Consider the following 17,109-nt stretch of genomic DNA (forward strand, 5'->3'; position numbering starts at 1 on the left):
CCCCGATCTCGTCCTCGGGCCGGCTGAGTTGGCGAATTTCGTGGTCGTTCCGCCGGCGACTGACCTCACGACCGAGGGCGGGCGGGGGTCCGACGCCGAACCCGAGAGTCGGACACCCCTGCCACTCCCGGCGCAGGACCACATGGATGCGTTTACCGACTCCGGGATGGCGATCGGCCGCGGTCTCGGGGAGGACGGCACGCCCACGTCGGAGCCGATGCGGATTCCTCCGCATTTGCTGCCGTTCCACGTCGGCCGGTTCGCGAAGAGCGGCGCCGGCAAATCGGTCGCGCTGATCAACGACGCGCTCTCCCTCTACGACCATACCACGGGCCCCGTGTTCCTGATCGACTCCAAGGGTGGGAACTTCCCCGAGAACTATATGCGGGCTCACGGGAAGCGGTTCGGCACGGAGGATCTCGAGGAGAACGTCCTCCACTTCTCGGTGCCCGATATCCTGCCCGGGTTCGCGTTCTTCGACATCACGCCGGCGCTGGAGGACGGGGTTCGTCGCGTCGACGCAATCCAGGACAAGGCCGACCACTACGAGGAGCTCATCAAACTCGTGATGGGGCCGGAGCGCTACGAGGACGCCATCGCCTCGCCGACGCTCATCAAGTACCTCATCAAGGCGATGTACGACGAGGAGTACGGCCTCGAAAACGGGCACTTCCGGCAGGATGAGAACTATTTCACCCACGACCAACTTGAACACGCGGTCACGCAGTTCCACGCTGCCGGCCCACCGGACCCGGCGCCGGAAGATGCGCCCCGGGCGAGCGACCCGCAGGTGGCCGAGAAATTAGAGCGACACCTGCGCTCGAACCCGGCGACGTTCTCGAACGTCGTCAGCGGCATCAGCAACCGGATGGACTACATCACGCAGGACGCTCACCTCCGGCGAATCTTCAACAACACTGAGTCACAGTTCGACTTCCGCGACCTCCTCGACGAGGACAAGGTGGTCATCTTCGATCTGGGCAATCTCCGCGACGAGGCCGCCCGCGTGATGACCGGCGTCATCCTGACGCAACTCTACGACGCTGTCAAGCGTCGCGACGGCGACGAGCTGGCCCGCAAGCCGGACGACTACGTGGCGAACCTGCTCATCGACGAAGCGTCCTCCGTCGTCGTCTCGGATACGCTGACGACGCTGCTCGAAAAGGGGCGGGAGTTCCGGCTATCCATCGAACTCGTGACGCAGTTCCCCGAGCAGATGAAGGAGGCTGGCAACCGCGAGGTCTATCTGAACGTCCTGAACAACATCGGCAGTCCGCTCGTCGGAAAGATCGCCGTCGACGCCGACATCGCCGAGGCACTCTCACACGAGGCGATGGATCCCGTCGAGTTCAAGAATCGGATCAGTTCACTCCCGCGTGGCGAGTGGATCGCACAGCTCCCGAGTCCGGAGTTCGGCGAAACCGGCCCGGACCCGTTCAGTATCGAACCCCTCCCGATTCCGCCCGGGCATCCCGATAGCGAGCAGCCTCTGACCGGGGCGCAGGAAGAGCGGTTCCAAGACGCCCTGGAGGCCGTCCACGAGCATACCCGCGAGGAGTACGGGGTCGCCGGCGGGACGACCGTGGAGAGCCGTGACGCGGCGACTGACGTCGCTCTGGAGAACGCCGACGATCTGCCGTTGGAGGTCGCGATGGCCCGTGCGATCCGCGCCGTCCAGCTGTCGAACAACGTCCGCGAAACGAACGGCTGGGTCTCCGTCGAGGACGTCGACGAGGAACTTCTCTCGCGAATCGAGGAAGACACCATCGAGGCGCAGGGCTACGAGACGCTGCCGGAGGTGCGGGAGGCGTCCTCGCTCATCGAGGTCGATCTCCCGGACGGGACATCGTCAGTGCAGTGTCGGCTCACAGACGAGGGTGAGCAGGCAGCCACGCCCGATACGTCGACGTCACCGACCGGCGGGGGCGAGCACCACGATGCAGTCCTCGGATCGGTCGAGCAGTCGCTCGCAACTGCGGGGTTCTCCGTGGAGGTCCTCGATCAAAACGGGGAGTCCCGGCCCGACGCCATCGCGACGCATTCTGACCTTGACTGGGAGCTCCAGGTGGAGGTCGAAACCACCACCCACGTCCGGCCGGCGAAGGTCCTCTCGAACCTCCGGAAAGCCCAGGAACAGGAGCGAATCCCGCTGTTTGTCGTCGCAGACCACGACGATCAACCAGCCGCCGAGATCGCCAACAGGCTCGCGAAGATCCTCAGCGAGCCGCGAAATCAGCTCTCATCCGGGGAGACCCGGCTGTATACAATGAATAACAACGTCACATTCAACGGCGGTGCGCGAGCCGCTGATGGGGTGACGGCTGTCCGACCGGCCACTGGCGGCAGTCGCCACACCCGCTGGTTCGAGCGGGACGGTGCGTTCGTCCTCGAGGATAGTGCCGGAGACCAGCACGCCCGGATCGACTCCTTCGACGCCGTGTCGAAAGACCAGTTCCCGGCGACATACAGCTACGACGCCGAGAGCGAGACATACACCGTCTTCAGGCCGGGAGAACTCCCCGAGACCTACGAGTCCCGCGAGGCATTCGAAGCGGAGTGGGTGCCTGTCAAGCGCCCGTTCGTGCCCAGTACCGACCTTCCGGTTCCGGACTACACGGAGCGCACGTATGCGATTGCGACCACCGAGGGCGACCAGACGCTCGACATCTACACGCCAGACACGGAGACGGCCACCGGCGTTCCGGCACTCGTGGACGCGATCCAGGACGGGACGCTCCATCCAGCAGGGGAGCCTCCGAGTGACTCGACCGATTCCGACGCGCAAGAAGACGACGAGGTGGACCCGTACGGAATTCGGGCATTCGTCCAGGATCGGCTCACCGAATCCGACGACGGGGTCGTCGCGGTCGCTGAGGTTTACGATGCCTACGAGCAGTATGCGGCGGCCGGGGGATACGAGGTGAAGCCGAAAAACCGATTCACACGGACGCTTCGCGACCACGCTCAGTTCCAGCGTGACAAGAAGTGGTTGGACGGCCAGACGCGGCGGTGTTACGTCGGAATCGAGTTGTCCGACGCCGGCGACCAGGAGGGACCGAGCGATGCCAGTGCGTAGTCGTTTTGCTCCCGGTCAGGAGGTGCAGGAGCACACGAGATGACGCTCTCCAAATCAGCTATCCGCGAACACTACCGTCGCGCCAACCCTGTCTACGAGGGGCTGGCGACCGTCAACGACTACCCGACCATCGGGCTGAACGACTTCGTCGGGTGGTACATCAAACGCGACCACGACGATGTCGAGGCGATCAAGGCCGGATACCCCCAGCGCGGGCGGGTTGCCCGTCTCGATCGTGACTACGACGAGATTCACGATCGCCTCGAACGGACCCTCTATGCCGTCACCACCTACAAGACGGCGTCGGCCTTCCAGCGGTGGGAACCTTGTCGGTACGACCAATCCGAGGGGACGACCGTCTGGCAGGATGAGCCCCCGACCCCCGGGTATGCCGACCTCCGGGCAGTTCCCGCTTGGGGCGATATTGACCTCGCTGACGATATCAAGCCGCAACGTGGCGACCTCGATGCCGAGACACGTGCCCTCGTTGAGCGGACCCTCGAGGCCTACATCGAGGAGTATGCAACGCTGTACGGCACGCGGGACGCTGTGTATGCGCTGGACTCCGTCGGGGGCGCGTACGTTTTCGGAGCCCCGGAGGCCACGCTCCCGGTTGCGGATCACTTCAGCGATGATTCGGATGCCCTCGAACGAGTGTTCGACGAGTTCCTTGACCGCTCGAACGCGTGGCTCCAGGAGGCAGAGGCCCGCGTGAACAAGCGCATCGACGGCGCCGGCGACGTCATCCAGCCCGACTGGGTGAACAACAAGAACCGCCAGTATAAGCCGCCGCTGTCGGTGCACGCCGACCACGATGCCGTCGTCACGCCCATCGCGACCGACGACGTCCGCTACGAGCTCCGTCCGTTCGAGACCGTTGACGATGCACTCATCGAGCAGGCAGTCAGCTGGGCCGACGAGCTCACGCAGGTTGAGCACACAGACTGCGTCGACTCGCTGGTCGCGACACTCTGGCCAGATCTGTACGAGGACCACGACGGGTGGCAGGCAACGCTGGAGGCGTGGGTCGAAGCGGAGCGTGAGCGGGAACGAGAGCGACAGCGAGAGCGTGAGGCGGCGCTCCAGCGACGTAAGGAGCGGCTGGCAGAACTCGACGGTACCCTCGAAGGCCGGCCCGTTACGCCGTTCAAAGAGGACGTCTACGAAGCCGTCGAGAACATCGATATCACCGAGATCGCCCGCCACTACGCGAGCGATGCCTACGATACGGATCCGAACCAGCCGCGGCCGCAGTTCGACCCGTGCTGGCGCCACAGCGAGAGTGGACAGTCCTGTTTCGTCGACGAGCAGGCCAACACCTTCGGCGATTCGAAGGTGAACGCCGGCGGCGGGCCGGCAAAGCTGATGGCGCTCGCGACGGGGATTATCTCCGACGCCGATGCGGACCTCGACGGGGAGGACTACTGGGCTGCCGTCGACGAACTGCGGAGCGCCGGCTACGACATTCCGGTGTGGATTCCGGAGACCGGCTCAGACCGTGTTGACGGCGGAACCTACGACCAGATGCCCTTCTGGGCCGTTCGGAAGGCGGCCGTCGCGCTCGAGGTGTGTCCCGAGGACGCGTTCGTCGATCGGGAGGGAGAGGATGGAACCTACGAGGGGTTCCCCGGCTACGAAACCTACAACGAGACGCTGGAAGCCATCGAAGACGCGGGCCTGAACCACGGGCGAGAACAAGTTACGCCCGAGGAGGACACAGCTGACGATGAATCGGATTCACCCACCGATGCCCCGGCGAGCGACGAGCGACCTGGTGACCTGAATCGAGCTCACCTTCGTGAAAAGAACCGCCTGTTGACAGCAAAGGTCGAGCGTCTCGAGTCCGAACTGGAGGAGAAACTAGAGCGAATCGAGGACCTAAAATCGGAGGTCGACGAGCTCCGAACAGAGCTCGCCACCGTCCGCTCCGAACGTGATCGACTAGAGGCTGCTCTCGAAGAACGTGAGTTTGAGCAAGAGCCGAATCAAGAAGATCGGGAGGAGGACCAGTCCCCTCTTGACAGGGCGAGACGGGTTCTTTCGTTCGGCGAATAAATATCCCATTCCCTCCCTTGAAATCCACAGCTGCTGATAGTCTGTTTTAGAGTGTATACTGCGCGCGGATCGCGCAAATGCTACCCCTTCAAGAACTGGTGAAATCCCCCTACTCAGCGGTCAGGCAAATAATTCAGACAGCAATTCGTAATTTCACCGGCCGGTTTTTAATATACTACTTCATATATGTGGTGTATCATGGTGTCAGGCAAATTCCGAGTGCGCAATTTTTCTACCTCGGATGAGCGTGTCCGACGATTGGAGGGCGCTTGGAGAGAAGTCATCGATACGGAGCAATATCGTTCAAGTCCCCGGCAGGAACTGGTGGAGTCGTTAGAGAGCCTCCAGACAACACTCACGAATCAACCTCATAATCGAGGGAGAATATTGGAGGATATTCGCCATGTTGAGGCTCTCTTTGATGATATCCACCGCGACGAGTTTGCGGACATTCGTGATCACTTGAATTCCTATCTCGATATTGATGAGAGTCAGCAACGGTCAGATGCCGAGCGCCTACAAAGTGATCTAAACGGCTCGATAGATTACGATAGATCCGATCTCGAAACAATCTTTGAGGACCATAGTATTGAGAAATCGGTCGATGATTTCATTGGAGAGCTTGGCGGTACAATCGCCGAATTCGCGAAACGCGAGTCTTCGGTCGAAGCGGACATTGAAGACCTGCACGACGCGTTAGCCACAGCAATTAATGATCTCAGAGCGCCTGATTTCCGGACCACGTACAAATCTACACTCATCCAAGACATTGCGTCATTTCTCCACTATGAGAACGATATCAACCAAGAGATACTCCGCAACATTGTCGCATATCTCTCAGCTGAGCTCCGGGCTGATGGCTGGACGTTTGAGAAAGAGGAGGCCGTGGAACAATCGAAAACTGATATCGATCGATTGCTAAACGAGTTCACTACGGACGAGTTCGATTCTCATGATGAACGGATTGCCCACCTCATCAACACTCTCACCGGAACCAGCTATGGCCGCGAGTACTATGTCCCCCTTCCCGACTTTGATCTCGATGTCGACCGACTTTTTGTTGGACAAATTACTATTTACGATCAATCTCACAGCGATTTTGATCTTCGGGATCGATTGAAAGTAGAAAACGACAGCACTGAGTCCGAAGACGCGGAGTATATTTTACCCAAGTCGGTGGTTGACCACGACATAGATTCAGCTGATAAGTTCGCTTACATGGCCACAACAGGCCCAGTACGCGGCGTTACGCGGAAAGCGATGCGTGAAGAACTCTCTCGAGTCCTTGACGCCTTGAATTTTTATCGTGATTACGGCCTGATTCCGTCGCCGTTTCACCAGCCGAGCTACATCTTCTACGAGTTTGAACCCGATGGCAGGGGTAATAGATTCAAGTCTTGGAATCAGCGGCATGGCCATCAACCGGTGTTATCGACAGAACAGGTGAGAGATCACGTTGACCGGCAGCAAGCGCTTTTTAATATCCCTGACGATGCGTCAGAGTTGGAGCAGGGGTATAAGAACAGCCTTCGCTGGTTCCGGTATGGTCTGGAAAGCTATCATCCGGAGGATCAGTTCTTGAAATTCATCATAGCTCTGGAGAACGTGCTGGTCCCGGACCGGACCGTATGGAGGAAGAAGGAACAGTTAGCGGAACGGGCCATGCGGCTGCTCCAGATTATGCCGAAGTTCGAGGAGGAGTATCGGCCGATTTTCGAGCGGATGTACGATATTCGGAGTCAGATTGTGCATGATGCGGCTCGTGATTTCCCTGAGTTAGAACGTGATGTGAAGCGACTCCAATCAAGAACGCGATTGGTTTTGGATGTTGTCCGGAGTAACTTGGATTCATGCGATACAATCACCGAGGTAATTGACGAAATTGAAGCAGAGGAAGCCGATCTACGGGAAGAGCGGCAGGACCGATCGCCAATTGAAGTCGGTGACTCCGCGGAGGCTGTTGGGATTTTAACGGACAGTAATGGCCTGTATTATGGGAATGTCGCTGTCCAGTTCAGTTTACAGGATGATGGTCGGTATCTCTATTACAATGGTGAAATCACAGGGCTCCGAAATGTTCCGGACGATGTGGTGTTCGAGTTGATGGAAAGCCCCGCCCTTGAATTATATATCGACGGGGATTTGTATCGAACGAGCAACTTACGATTCCTCAACGAAGGGCTGGTCCGGGATGTCCTGCAAGTAACGGAAGAAAATCCTTGCCCTCTCCTCTGGCTTGACGTATCCCGGGTTGATGATTTCAGTTTACGGGACGATGTTCAGAGCACGCCCTTTGCGACGTTTCTCCCTGCGCGGCTGCGGATGTATAGTGATGGCAAGAGGGCTCAGTTCATTTTTGGGGAGGAAGATGAGTTCACTGACGAATATCCACATACGGTGAAATATTCGTTCGATCCTAGCCAAGAGGGTGCATACGACCTGTTCCATATAGATGCGATGGATCAAGAGGAGTTCCAAGAGATATCAGATCAGTATGGAGGATTCCGTAGCGAAGTTAGCTGGATGTTTGCCAATACGTTGATCACGGTCTCAGAGTATTTCGAAGTGTGTCGGTTTGCGAAGGCGGTCGAAGACAGGAGTTTAGAGTCTATTCAGTTCATTGCCGACGGTCGGCGTGTCGGTGAGATTCCGCCACATCCAGAGATTCCAGATCCGCCGGTAAATTTGGAGAGCTTGGACTTGTATCGGAAGCTTGCAAAGCTTGAGCAGCATGTCGATGAAGAAATTCGCACCCTTGGTTTCCTTGTTGACGAGCAAATCGAGGTGATTGAGTCCGCCCCTGATTTGTCTTCGTTATATGATGGTCTGAAGGAAGCGATGCGGCCTGCAGTGTCGTGGGTGGAGGTGAAAGCAGAAACAGCGGATGGACGGGTTATCAAGCAGCGTGAACTGGGCCCATTCTTCAATCCGCTGCACCTCCCAGAACAAGACATCCCAGAGGAAGACGAGGATATCGTGGAAGAGTGGGAAGAAACCCGTCACCGACCGTTTAAGAACGAGGTGACTACTACGATGACGCTGCAAGAGGCGTTGGAAGAATTGAATGACTTCGCTGAGGAATGGGAGAACAATATCAGTGATATTGGGAAAACGTTACACCTCCCGCCTGAATTAGAAATGATGGAGGAGCCGGAGGGATTACAGACCCGGCTAAAAATCCGCTTTGAACCCGTCCAAGCTAATATCCTGTATTTGGAACAAGAAGTTTCGTATACGATTACCGAGTTAGAACATGAATGATTATGAATATATACTTTGTATACAGTACGCTATTTCGATCACTTTTGTAGCGTTTCAACAGAGTCTATTTATCTAAATCGCCCGGCTGGACAGCCTGACACCAGCCTCGATCCGTTCTCGACATCAAGTATAACAGGACCATATTGAGTCCGCAAATCGCAGGACGGCAGCACTAGACACCAGAATCACGAATGAGGGAGTTTCTGGACAGTCATCGATATCTGGTGTCAGGTTTCGCCCTCTTGCGATTTGGGGGAGAGTTCGGCCACTAGACAGCAGGAAAATCAACCGATATATGGTGGGGGTGGCCGCCCAAAGTTGAGTTCGCGGCCAACAGGGCCGAGGTGCCAGGCCGCAGGCCAAGCGAGAGGAGGCTGCCACCCAGACGATGGCGTGGGGCGTGGAGGGTGAGGGAGCAGGTCGACATCGTGCCTGAGAGTGGATGGCTATGGCGACTGTTTATTGTGCCCCGGAGTGGGTGCGGGGCGGTTCCTGTGCTGCCCCTGATTCGTATGTCTGGTCCGGATAGATACGACGATACGGCAGACGATCACGAACGGTTCGAAGCGGAATTGCTCGCTCAGGATCGGGATGCGCGGTCACCATCGACGGCGGATCTTGACGACGAGACGGCCCGCCAGCTGCTTCGAGAGCTATACGATGCCGGGACAGTCACACCGGTCGTCGACCAGCGGCTCCTCGTTCACGAGCCCAGCGACACAGCGTTCGAATCGATGCAGCAGCTCGCCGTCTTCCACGAGGGCTGGACGGCCGCCCGCGACGCCAGTGAGGGGGACGAATGATGCAGCAGACGCTGGCCGGCTGTGCCTTCTGCGAGGCGCCACCCGGGACAGAGACCGGGATCGCCTACACGTGGGGGAAAGAAGAGCGAGTCAGTCACCCGATTTGCGTCGACTGTGCGGTTCAGGAGACGCCGGATCCCGACGAGCGTGATCACTACGCCTGTGACAGCTGTGGCCTCGTCGTCGACGCGCTCGCAGCGCTCACACGGTTTCGGATCGAACTCGGCCATCTCGAAGGCCCGATACAAGTCTGTGCGCGGTGTAGTCCAAGCGGGCCAGCAACGTACTGGACGCGCGACCTCGACGCGCACATTGTCTCTGACTGACCCGCCGAGCGCTCTTCGACGCGAGTGGTACGGCGACCACGGGGGGAGGATCACAGTTGGCCGTGGCTACACCGTCCCACGGCCTATCGGCACTGTTTGTGTCGGTGTCCCGTCGCTCCGCTATCTTCAACAGACGGGCGCTCCTCGGAATGACTATGGACTGCCCCGCGTGCGGGTCCCCTGTCACCCTCGAGGTCGGACCGGACCGGCCGCTTTCGACGCCGCTGTCCGACGCCGTCCTCGCAGCGGAAGAGGACGAGCAGATCGAGGTGACCCGAGACTGTTGGGACTGTGGCTGGCACGAAACGCGGGCGCTTCGCGTCACATTGATCGACACGACCGCCGGCGACGAGACTGCCGTCGAGCGAGCCGCACTCATCGACGAGATTACCGATGAACTCGCGGCGATCGGGAGTGTGGATACGCTTGAGGAGACGCTGGCTGCAATCCGCGAGCAACGAGCAACCGACTCGGCGACGACCGATACGGGCGACGCGGCGGAGTGACTCGTAATGCCTGATGCTGAACCCCACTATAACGTCCGTGAGCAAACCGGGAATCCCGAGCACGCATCGGTCGACGATGTGGTCGACCTCGTGATCCACCGGGCGCAGAACCCGCGAACCGAGCACGAGGATGCGCATTTCGATACGACGGTCGCGGCTCTCGTCGACAGGTACGGACCGGAGTCGGTCCGGACAGTCATCCACCGCATCCTCGTCGACGACGAGCCGTTTCGGACCGCCACGAACGGCCTTGAGATGCGCAACGTCGACGGCGTTCGGATCGGAACCGCCGCCAGCTGGTTCCTCGAGGAGCTGAACGCACAGGACGACCACTGAGGGACCGGTTGAAAGCCCGTAGCGACCGGCCGTCCAGTCCCCATTTTTAACTCCTGTTCGTCCTATGTACCTGCTAAGGCCACAATGGCTCCCTCCACCCCCCGAGACTCAGATACATCCCCTGATCTACTCGTTGAAATCGTCGAGACACTGGAAGCCCACGGGTTGGCGAGTGAGTCGTATCAGCTTCACGATGCCGTCGACGTCGAGGCACTCGAGCAGCTTCTCGCATCCTCAGCCGACGACATCGAGGTACGGTTCACCGTGGAGGGGATCCATCTCGCCGTCACCCACGACGGCGTCGACGTCCTATTCGACGAGCGAGCCGGAGTACCTGACCAATAGCGCGATCGAATTCGTCGACAGCGACGTTCCCTGAAAGCCCTCGGCCGCTCGGCATCCCGCGACCACCGCTGCGCTCCTCGTCCCTGCGGTGCTTACGGGGTCGGGGGACGGCCGAGGCGGCCTCGCCCTTTCTGAGTCCGCCAGGACGGTAGCTGGGTCGCCGAGTGTCGCGGCCGGCTGGACAGGTGTGTGCGTACCGGCCCGCCCCGCTCGCCGCTGCCGCCCTCCGCGTCGCTCGCGACCGACCATTCCGGGCTGCCTGCCTGCAGTAGCGGGCGGGCTGCCGGGCTAAAGTGAATGTGCCCTCGACGCCAGCGGGAAAGCGCGGGGGGTTGCGCGGCGTCGCTGCTCACCCCCCACGCTTTCTCCGCTGGCCGCTCGCTCCGGGCGGGTCGGCGCGCGGTGCTGGTTGGGGTCGCCGCACTCGGGCGCGCTCTCGCTCGCGCCCGGTAGGGCGCTCGCGAAGGCGCGAGCGAGAGCGCGCAGTCGGTGCTATCGGACGTCGACATCGTCGGAAAACCGCGATGTTTGGGGCATCGCGGTGGCGGCGCGCGAGCGCCTTCAGGTCTCTGGTGAGACCAATGTCAAGTAACAACTCGAGTCGCAAGGTCGTTACGGTGGATGAACAGGCATTCGAACGAACCGAAGACGCCGGCGTCGACGAGGACGGATTCGAGGTCGTCGACGACAAGCCGGAGTTCCAGGCGACGGTCCAGCAGGAAAAGCAGGCGAAGGTGGATTCCAACCACCCAGACGGCATCGTCCAGGACTTCTCGCACCTGCCCCTCGCGCAGGAAGAGAAGATTCGCGCTCGGGAGGCCGAACTGGACCACATCAGCGCCCAGGCGGAACTCGGCACCCAAGACGGGCGGGCAAAGCGAACTCGCAAGGTCGTCACCGAACGGCGGCAGCGCAAGCGAGAGGAGCGCACCCCCGAGCGGACGGATCCGCGTGAACGCCTCTCCCGGATGGAGCTGGCGAAGGTGAATCAGGAAGCAGACCGGATGGCACAGCGGCTTCGCACCGGTCACAGTCGGGCAGCCGTTTCGCGGGCACTCGCAAAGCGGGTCGCCAAGGGGCAGGACATCACCAAAGCAGTGTTCGACACGATGGGCGCGCTCAAGGCGGCCCCCGGCGCCATCTGCCCGATCGAGGACGTCCCGGACGTGCAGACGGATGAGGTGAGCGTTGAAGGTACAATCCAGACCCTCTGGGAACCTAGTTCGCCAAAGATCGAACAAGTCGGTCTCATCGCCGATGACACTGACCGAATCAAGTTCACCAGCTGGGTGAAATCCGAGCCTCGGATCGTCCGCGAAGGTGAGAAGGTCCGGATGCGGGCGGTCAAGAAGAACTGGTACGAGGGACGGTGTTCACTCGCTGTGACCTACGACAGTATGATCGTCTTCCCAGAGCGCGACCGCCGCTGGTGGGAAGGATAGGAGGGCTGCGTGCCCTCTTTTTTGATGTGTGCCGGACCGGCCCAAGCCCCGCCGCCCCACCCACCGCTCCGTGCTCGCTCCCTGCGGTCGCTGCGCGCGCAGCCACAACCTGATCTACAATTTTTGCGAGGAAACAAGTGGGTGGACCTTGGGTTTCACATCTATAGTGGGGTGTGGTGTAGTCCGGTCAAGTTATTCCATATTAGAATACTCCACCAAGTACCCAAGTGAATTACCAGCTGCATCTACCGCGGGTTCTGATCCTCCTCTAGATCAATACCATACTCTGACTGAATCTCACGTTTTACCTCAATCAGCTGTTCCTGTACCTTCCCAGAGAAATCTAAGAAATTCTCCTGCTCTTTGTGCCACTCCTCTAATTCAGGAACCTCATTTGTCACGGCGACATGGGCTTCCGTTCTATGTTCTACCCACCAATCAGGAAGGTCTTCGTCCTCCTTCTCAACTCCCTCATACACGCTCAACAGAAGGTTCATCAGTTCCTCGTGGTCGTTCTCAGTAATTCCCTCGGTATTCAGTCGGAATTCGGTAACAGGCTCTTCAAGCCGCTCTATGAGTTCACGTGCCGTGTTACTCAGTCCATGTAGCCTGTCATCGTATACTCTGACCATCTGAGCGGTTTCTGGATACGATTGTGCGAATCGTTCAACAGCCACCGAATCGGGGTCGTCGTAGCAGGTCTCCAGATTGACCCCCAGTAGGTCCACTTGTCTCGCCTCAAAAGGAGCGTCAGTCCAGTTTACTTCGCCGTCGAGTATCTTTGACCTATTCGAACTAATAGCAGACAAGGCAGACTCAACAACGTCTCTCAATACTGCTCTCTGGATAGGTTTCTCTCGGTCCTTTAGCCGCTCGCGTACCAGTACTCTGTTATTCAGGATAGTGAGTGACGTGAGCGTTGCAAGTAGGATCGTTCCGAGAGCACCGAATCCCGCAATTAGAAGACGTGAGAGAGTTTCTGAAACATACCCAAGCATAAAGCCAGCAACAGGTACCACGAGGACCAAAAGAGTCGAAACGGCTACGGCACCAACCGCGAGTTTGTATCTATGCTGGTAGAAAGTAGAGTCCATCTGAAGATCTCTGTCAGTCTGAGTGTGTTTTCGTAAGCTGAAAGAATATTCGATTACCGGAACGGACGGCTCCAGTTCCTATGCATCGAGGCCTCACCGAACGAACTCGTAGAAATGCTTGCGAATATTTGCTCTTCTACTTCCCGACTATTTTTAGAATCAGAAGTCCAAGTGCAAGCATTCGCAGACTAACTCAGGCTGGCGAGCTCTTTGTCCTCTAAGGAAAGAAACTCTGTGACGTAGTCTTCCAGTGTGGGGTTTTCAGCTGCGAAGAACTTCATAGTCCGGAATATCTCCCTACTAAACCGCTCATAGAGCCCTAGGATATCTGGATCGAGAAGCTCGGGATGAGATGATACCAGTTCCTTTTGAGTCGAAGTCTGGATACGATACGCGAACGAGAGATGGGCATTCAAACCTAACAAAAACACTGACAAACTGGACTGTCGACTCTGTTCGGATTGGGCAATATTCTCCACACCCACGGCCGAGAAGTCAAAGTTCAAGAAATGGTTCTTGTCTAACATCAACTCGTCTGGTTGTATCTTATGCTCGCTGTTTACCAGACCAATGATGCGGATAAGGCAAGGAATACACTCACCACAGTTGTATGGATGTCCGGCAGCGTTCTTTCCCTGCGACAATTCACGTGGATGGGGGCACGTTCGAGTAAAGAAGATATCCTCTTTGTTTGGGATACAGTCGACGACCTCCTTCTTCGTGTAGCCAAGGAACGGATTGGTGATTTCCACCTTCCGGTCCGAGAATAGTTCCTCAAAAATTCGATTCAAGCTCTTAACGAACAGTGGATGGACCGTGCGAGTCGTCGTCCAACCAGATTCCAGCGAGGAGAATCGTGAGAGGACACCATTCTCGGGGACATAGATATCATCAACATCGAGGGCTACCGCGACAGCGGCAGCGAAGGCGAAGTACATGAATGACCGAGTGAACTGCGTATCTTCGTATGCAGAGAACCCCTCGTCGACACCAACTGAAGTAAGATTACCATCGAAGAGATGGTCAAAATTCCGCACTAGATGGCCGACGTTTCGACCATGATTCACACTGACAAAATGAGGATTGTGGCCCTCATCAGCGAGGTGAAATCGGCCACCCAAACTATCTAATCCGCCAGAAAAAAGTGCGACAGAATCAGCCTCAGGCAACTGATCACGATTTCTACCATCGCTCTCATCAATAGACTGATCCTCGTCTATCGCATCGATAAACCGATACTGAAAGTTATCACGCGAGATGAAGCTAACAGCGTGATTCAATTCAGACTCCAACGGTTGCCATTTCTCCACGTCGTCAACAGGGTATAAGATCTGTATTTGCCGTGATTTCAGCATTTCCTCCCCATCATCTTTCGCACCAGTTGGCCCTCGCTTCACTAAACGGTCCGCAGCATACGTACCGAGTGCAAGCTCAACCAACGCCGTGACTGTTGGAGGGGGACTGTGGCCGAACAGATCATTGAGAACCTTCTTTTTGTACTTTATTAGACGACCACCTTCCGTTTCGGTCTCAGTCCGATAATCGTCGACGACTATGGTGTAGTCCGAGTCTGCTTCGCTAAGAGTCGATCCGGTCCCGGACTTAATCAGGAATCGCTTAGTTCCCTTCAAACTCCTCGTCCTCCCACGCCTCAATCATCTCATGCATAGTATGCCGAATCATTTCCTCTACATCCTCATGCTCTAGGAGCTCCACATCGGCATCTTCGAAAATCGGTGCCAATTCGGGCTGATCCTGTATTTTTTCGACCAACTCATCCGCCCGGTTGGCACACTGATCTCGCAGTTGTTCCTCAAATTTCTCCAGCTCTTGGTCAGTCTCAACGTTCTGGCTGAAATGGAGTTGAAGAGCGGAGTCTGACTCGGGGTCATTTGTAGCTGCCTCAATTTCCTCGTTAAGCAGTTGAAACAGATACTCCCGAAAATATACTCGGAAAAATCCTTCAACGCCATGGGCCTCTACGAACTCGTCAATATTATTCTGAATTTCGGTGTCGTTCAAGAGCATCAGCTCCTTCGGTCATAATGTCACCCATCGCACTTTCCATTGCTCGTTCTGCGGACCCAGAGAAGGCTCGGTCTGTTCCCTGAGATCCATCAGCAAGGCCTCGACTGGCAGCCTCTTTTGAGGCTTGCTCAACAACGGCTTCAGAGGCGCCTGCTGCAACGACCTCTTTTGCCACTGAGGCACCAACATCTCTAGTGGCAGACTCGACACCGTTTTGATGGCTTTTTATCACGAATTCAGAGCCGTACCGGACTGCTAGATATGCTGGAACTTTAGCTGCGCCGTTCGGTTGAGCAGCCAGAATCACCTTGAAATAGATTTCACTTGCCCTAGCAGCATCTTTATCACCCGCAGCATCAGCTAACTCGCGTTTCGCGTCTTCATAACCAGCGTTGGATGCCCCGGATCGGTTCCGGGTTGCCGTTCCCATACAACATTATTCCCATTCTGTATTATAATTCTAATTACTGGGCAACCTCATCGGTATAGTTCAGTGAAATACGCCGGTTAGACCCACATACACGGACATAAACGTCTTATCGCCGGTGCGTCAGTTGCTGTGGATCGAATAGTTCGGCTCCGACTTTCGACTCCCGACGCGTAGAGCCAGGAGTCTGTTGTCCCCTCAATGGGTGAGGGGTTCGCCGTACTGGCGAATTCCTGAATACGGTGAGAAAAATGGCAACGAGAGACATCTACGCGACTGGATTCGACGAAGACATCTACACGGAGTCGAGCGCAAACCAGTGTCCCGAGTGCCACGGACACGTCACTACGAACGTCAAGGAAACGGTCTGTGAGGACTGTGGCCTCGTCATCGAAGAGCAACGTATCGATCACGGGCCGGAGTGGCGAGCATGCGATGCAGACGAGCGCGAGCGAACAGGCGCACCGTTAACGGCGGCCCGCCACGATCGAGGCCTCTCGACGGAAATCGGCCACGGAACCGATGCACACGGGAACGAACTCTCTGGTCAGAAACGCCGGCGGCTGGCCCGGATGCGACGTGAGCAGACCCGTGGTCGATGGCGGTCGAAAGCAGAACGGAATCTCGCACACGGGTTGGGCGAGGTGCGCCGGCTGGCGAGTGCGCTCGAACTCTCCGAGTCGATTCGTGACCAAGCCTGTCAGCTCTTCCGGAGCGCTCAGAGCGAGGATCTGCTTCGTGGCAGATCCATCGAAGCCATCGGTGCAGCGAGCATCTACGGTACCTGCCGATGTAACCAACACCCGCTCCTCCTCGAGGATATCGTCGACGCCGCCAGAGTCGAGTCCACTCGTGTCACCAACGCCTACCGAACACTAAATCGCGAATTAGAGCTCCCAGCACCACCAATGCGCCCGACGTCGTTCGTTCCGCGGCTGATCTCGGAGCTGGAGTTGGACCACGACATTCGTCGACGCGCGAACGAACTCGCAGAACGCGCCGAGGGGACAGCCCTCACGAACGGCTGTCAGCCATCAGGCGTCGCGGCCGCCTGCGTCTATCTGGCCGCTCAAGAACAGGGCGCGTTGATTACCCAATCCACCGTCGCGTCGGCAGCAGAGGTGTCAGTCGTGACGCTCCGAAGCCGGCGAGACGAACTCCAAGCGATCTGAGACGCCTCCAGTAGAGGAATACCTACATACAGGCAGAGAGTCTACCAGGGGGTATGGATCTGGAAGAGACTGTCGAGTATCTGTCCACAGAACTCGATATCGAGCGGAGTGAGCACGTTCGCGAGGTCGGTCGAGCGGTCGCTGAGCTCCGTGACTGACTCCGTCGCAGGCAACCGGATTTATCTCGTCGTCGACGAATCCGTCCCCGCGTTTTCTCACCCTTGAGTTTAAATACCAA

Annotated in this window: 14 protein-coding genes; 10 read left to right on the forward strand and 4 right to left on the reverse strand. The window is 57.7% G+C overall.

The features are described 5' to 3' along the window. The 9 genes from ACSR87_RS18650 to ACSR87_RS18690 form a co-directional block, all read left to right on the forward strand. Positions 1–3,076 (forward strand): type IV secretory system conjugative DNA transfer family protein (locus tag ACSR87_RS18650; protein WP_498531700.1); only part of this gene is annotated, 3,076 nt, incomplete at its 5' end. A 39-nt stretch (positions 3,077–3,115) separates the two neighbouring features. Beyond that, positions 3,116–5,131, forward strand: a complete 2,016-nt coding sequence (locus tag ACSR87_RS18655) for a hypothetical protein (protein ID WP_498531701.1) — start codon at positions 3,116–3,118, stop codon at positions 5,129–5,131. A 201-nt stretch (positions 5,132–5,332) separates the two neighbouring features. Continuing rightward, positions 5,333–8,392 carry a hypothetical protein gene (locus ACSR87_RS18660; protein ID WP_498531702.1) on the forward strand — a complete coding sequence of 1,020 codons (3,060 nt, stop codon included), beginning with the start codon at positions 5,333–5,335 and terminating at the stop codon, positions 8,390–8,392. 512 nt (positions 8,393–8,904) lie between these two features. Next, positions 8,905–9,195 carry a DUF8069 family protein gene (locus ACSR87_RS18665; protein WP_498531703.1) on the forward strand — a complete coding sequence of 97 codons (291 nt, stop codon included), beginning with the start codon at positions 8,905–8,907 and terminating at the stop codon, positions 9,193–9,195. After that, positions 9,195–9,521: a DUF7558 family protein gene (locus tag ACSR87_RS18670; RefSeq protein WP_498531758.1), complete on the forward strand. Its 327-nt coding sequence runs from the start codon at positions 9,195–9,197 to the stop codon at positions 9,519–9,521. The genes ACSR87_RS18665 and ACSR87_RS18670 overlap by 1 nt, the downstream gene beginning before the upstream one ends. A gap of 155 nt (positions 9,522–9,676) precedes the next feature. Beyond that, positions 9,677–10,027, forward strand: coding sequence for a DUF8105 family protein (locus ACSR87_RS18675; protein WP_498531704.1), 351 nt, complete (start codon positions 9,677–9,679; stop codon positions 10,025–10,027). Positions 10,028–10,033: 6 nt separating this feature from the next. Continuing rightward, positions 10,034–10,363 (forward strand): DUF8158 family protein, encoded by a 330-nt coding sequence (locus ACSR87_RS18680; protein ID WP_498531705.1) that lies wholly within the window; start codon positions 10,034–10,036, stop codon positions 10,361–10,363. Positions 10,364–10,447: 84 nt separating this feature from the next. Further along, on the forward strand, positions 10,448–10,708 hold the full coding sequence (locus tag ACSR87_RS18685; RefSeq protein ID WP_498531706.1) for a HalOD1 output domain-containing protein: 261 nt from the start codon (positions 10,448–10,450) through the stop codon (positions 10,706–10,708). A 581-nt stretch (positions 10,709–11,289) separates the two neighbouring features. Beyond that, positions 11,290–12,150 carry a DNA-binding protein gene (locus tag ACSR87_RS18690; RefSeq protein ID WP_498531707.1) on the forward strand — a complete coding sequence of 287 codons (861 nt, stop codon included), beginning with the start codon at positions 11,290–11,292 and terminating at the stop codon, positions 12,148–12,150. Between the two features lie 245 nt (positions 12,151–12,395). On the opposite strand, the gene ACSR87_RS18695 is transcribed toward ACSR87_RS18690, so the two are convergent. The 4 genes from ACSR87_RS18695 to ACSR87_RS18710 all read right to left on the reverse strand — a co-directional run bounded on the left by ACSR87_RS18695 (position 12,396) and on the right by ACSR87_RS18710 (position 15,702). Then, positions 12,396–13,244, reverse strand: coding sequence for a hypothetical protein (locus ACSR87_RS18695; RefSeq protein ID WP_498531708.1), 849 nt, complete (start codon positions 13,242–13,244; stop codon positions 12,396–12,398). Between the two features lie 188 nt (positions 13,245–13,432). After that, positions 13,433–14,875 carry a hypothetical protein gene (locus ACSR87_RS18700; protein WP_498531709.1) on the reverse strand — a complete coding sequence of 481 codons (1,443 nt, stop codon included), beginning with the start codon at positions 14,873–14,875 and terminating at the stop codon, positions 13,433–13,435. After that, entirely contained in the window at positions 14,862–15,272 is a 411-nt protein-coding gene (locus tag ACSR87_RS18705) for a hypothetical protein (protein ID WP_498531710.1), read from the reverse strand. The genes ACSR87_RS18700 and ACSR87_RS18705 overlap by 14 nt, the downstream gene beginning before the upstream one ends. Beyond that, positions 15,241–15,702: a hypothetical protein gene (locus tag ACSR87_RS18710; RefSeq protein ID WP_498531711.1), complete on the reverse strand. Its 462-nt coding sequence runs from the start codon at positions 15,700–15,702 to the stop codon at positions 15,241–15,243. The genes ACSR87_RS18705 and ACSR87_RS18710 overlap by 32 nt, the downstream gene beginning before the upstream one ends. 248 nt (positions 15,703–15,950) lie before the next feature. Here ACSR87_RS18710 and ACSR87_RS18715 point away from each other — a divergent pair, with 248 nt between their 5' ends. Continuing rightward, entirely contained in the window at positions 15,951–16,871 is a 921-nt protein-coding gene (locus ACSR87_RS18715; protein ID WP_498531712.1) for a transcription initiation factor IIB, read from the forward strand. Positions 16,872–17,109 lie beyond the last annotated feature (238 nt).

It is taken from the genome of Haloferax sp. SDI50, from assembly GCF_059802635.1.

Bases quoted from the DNA above. Each gene is read 5' to 3' on its own strand.
- ACSR87_RS18655 (WP_498531701.1), top strand. From the start codon at position 3,116: ATGACGCTCTCCAAATCAGCTATCCGCGAACACTACCGTCGCGCCAAC.
- ACSR87_RS18665 (WP_498531703.1), top strand. From the start codon at position 8,905: ATGTCTGGTCCGGATAGATACGACGATACGGCAGACGATCACGAACGG.
- ACSR87_RS18670 (WP_498531758.1), top strand. From the start codon at position 9,195: ATGCAGCAGACGCTGGCCGGCTGTGCCTTCTGCGAGGCGCCACCCGGG.
- ACSR87_RS18675 (WP_498531704.1), top strand. From the start codon at position 9,677: ATGGACTGCCCCGCGTGCGGGTCCCCTGTCACCCTCGAGGTCGGACCG.
- ACSR87_RS18680 (WP_498531705.1), top strand. From the start codon at position 10,034: ATGCCTGATGCTGAACCCCACTATAACGTCCGTGAGCAAACCGGGAAT.
- ACSR87_RS18685 (WP_498531706.1), top strand. From the start codon at position 10,448: ATGGCTCCCTCCACCCCCCGAGACTCAGATACATCCCCTGATCTACTC.
- ACSR87_RS18690 (WP_498531707.1), top strand. From the start codon at position 11,290: ATGTCAAGTAACAACTCGAGTCGCAAGGTCGTTACGGTGGATGAACAG.
- ACSR87_RS18695 (WP_498531708.1), bottom strand. From the start codon at position 13,244: ATGGACTCTACTTTCTACCAGCATAGATACAAACTCGCGGTTGGTGCC.
- ACSR87_RS18705 (WP_498531710.1), bottom strand. From the start codon at position 15,272: ATGCTCTTGAACGACACCGAAATTCAGAATAATATTGACGAGTTCGTA.
- ACSR87_RS18710 (WP_498531711.1), bottom strand. From the start codon at position 15,702: ATGGGAACGGCAACCCGGAACCGATCCGGGGCATCCAACGCTGGTTAT.
- ACSR87_RS18715 (WP_498531712.1), top strand. From the start codon at position 15,951: ATGGCAACGAGAGACATCTACGCGACTGGATTCGACGAAGACATCTAC.